Source organism: uncultured Oscillibacter sp., from assembly GCF_910584465.1.
Classification (GTDB): domain Bacteria; phylum Bacillota; class Clostridia; order Oscillospirales; family Oscillospiraceae; genus Oscillibacter.
Window position 1 is genome coordinate 1 of the sequence record NZ_CAJUBK010000128.1, and the last position, 2,074, is coordinate 2,074.

A 2,074-nucleotide genomic window follows, 5' to 3' on the forward strand; every position below is an offset into this window, starting at 1 on the left:
TCGTCAGGCTGGAGCCGAGGGCCCTCCGCTTTTGCGGAGGGCCCTTGTCCTCATTCGGCGTCCTGCTCGGAGGCGTCCAGATCCGCCGGGTCCAGGAGGCGCATCATGGAGACCTCATAGGCCACCCGCTCCTCCGACCCTCCGGACTCCAGGACCTTGTGGTATGTACGGCTCTGGACCCGGCCCTCCAGGGCCAGGGGGTCCCCCACGTGGAGGCGGCTGGCCTTCACCGCCAGCTGGCCCCAGGCGATGACCGGCAGGTAGTCCGCCCGGCCGTAGCGCCGGGGAGCGGCCAGCATCAGGTCGCAGATGCTCCGGCCCAGGGGGGTCCGGCGGAACACCGGCGGCTTGCACAGCGCGCCGGAGAGGGCGATTTGGTTCTGGGGCTCGTCCAGCCCGGGCTGGAGCTCCTGGGCGTAGACCGTCAGCACCAAGCGGCTGCCCACGCCGGAGCGGTTGTTGAAGGAGCGGAGCTGTCCCCGGACCCGGAGGAGCCGGTCCGCCGCCGTCTGCGCGGCCAGGGCGCCGGGCAGCAGCACCGGCAGCACGTCCACCTGGCCGCTGAGCCGGGGGACCTGGAGGTATACGCGGTAAAACTGGGTCCCGTGGTTCTCGTGGGACCACTCCGGTTCGCCCAGGGTCAGCCCTTCCAGCAGCACTTCGTTTTTCGTCGTCATGTTGTCCACCTCTCGGTCGTGATACCGCATCATATGAGGAGGACGGAGAGATCAGAACCGGGAAAAGGCGGCGCGTATGCGCCGCCTCGGCCTGTCGAAAAAGCAGAGAGGACTACATCGACGGGAAGGGAGAGCGTCACGAGAGGGACCCGGGAAGGGCCCCTCTCGTTTTTGATCGATGAGGTTTCAGGACTTTTTTGAACGTCCTGAAACCTTGCTCGGGCTGTCGAAAAGACTTTTTGACGGCCTGAGGGCGGCGCCGTCGGCGCCGCCCTCACGAGGCCGGTCAGATCTTGATGAGCTCGTACTGCCGGGAGCCCAGGCCCAGCTTCTCCGCGTGCTCCAGGCAGGCTTCCCAGTGGGTGTCGGGATGGGCGGCCTTGAAGACGTCGCCGCAGCCGCAGTCGAAGCCCTCGTCGAAGAGCACGGACCCCGGCATGGGAGGCTGGGAGACCACCGCGTCGGCGCAGGCCTGGTCCAGGGCCACCGGGTCGAAGGAGGCGAACATGCCCACGTCGGCGGCGATGGGCACGTCGTTCTCCCCGTGGCAGTCGCAGTTGGGGGAGACGTCCAGCACCAGGGAGACGTGGAAGCAGGGGCGGCCGTCCACCACGGCCTTGGTGTACTCGGCGATCTTCTTGTTCAGGATGGCGGGGGCCTCGTCGAACAGGCAGGAGATGGCGTCCTTGGGGCAGACCGCGAGGCACCGGCCGCAGCCCACGCACTTGTCCTGGTCGATGGACGCCTTGCCGTCCGGGCCGAACTGGGGCGCGCCGTGGGCGCAGATCTTGGCGCAGGCCTTGCAGCCCACGCACTTGTCCTGGCTGACGAAGGGCTTGCCGGAGTTGTGCTGCTCCATCTTGCCCGCCCGGGAGCCGCAGCCCATGCCGATGTTCTTCAGCGCGCCGCCCATGCCGGCCTGTTCATGGCCCTTGAAGTGGGTGAGGCTCACGAAGACGTCGGCGTCCATGACGGCCCGGCCGATCTTGGCCTCCTTGACGTACTCGCCGCCCTCCACGGGGACGCTGACCTCGTCGGTGCCCTTCAGGCCGTCGGCGATGAGGATCTGACAGCCGGTGGAATAGGGGGTGAAGCCGTTGACATAGGCGGACTCGATGTGGTCCAGGGCGTTTTTCCGCCCGCCGACGTAGAGGGTGTTGCAGTCCGTCAGGAAGGGTTTGCCGCCCTGGGACTTCACCAGGTCCGCCACGGCCTTGGCCCAGTTGGGGCGGAGGTAGGCCATGTTGCCCGGCTCGCCGAAGTGCATCTTGATGGCGACGTACTTGTCCTCCATGTCGATCTCGCCGAAGCCGGCGGTCATCATGAGGCGGGCCAGCTTCTGGGGCAGGTTCTCCCGCCAGCTGGGGCAGCGGAAGTCCGCGAAATAGACCTTGGAT

The 2,074-nt window shown here is 67.3% G+C and carries 2 protein-coding genes; both read right to left on the reverse strand.

Annotation, left to right across the window (positions count from 1 at the left end; translation table 11 throughout):
- Positions 1 to 50: 50 nt before the first annotated feature.
- Entirely contained in the window at positions 51 to 677 is a 627-nt protein-coding gene (locus tag QZ332_RS13500; RefSeq protein WP_295766393.1) for a single-stranded DNA-binding protein, read from the reverse strand.
- A gap of 286 nt (positions 678 to 963) precedes the next feature.
- Positions 964 to 2,074: DUF362 domain-containing protein (locus QZ332_RS13505; protein ID WP_295766395.1), on the reverse strand; the 1,111-nt coding region annotated here is incomplete at its 5' end.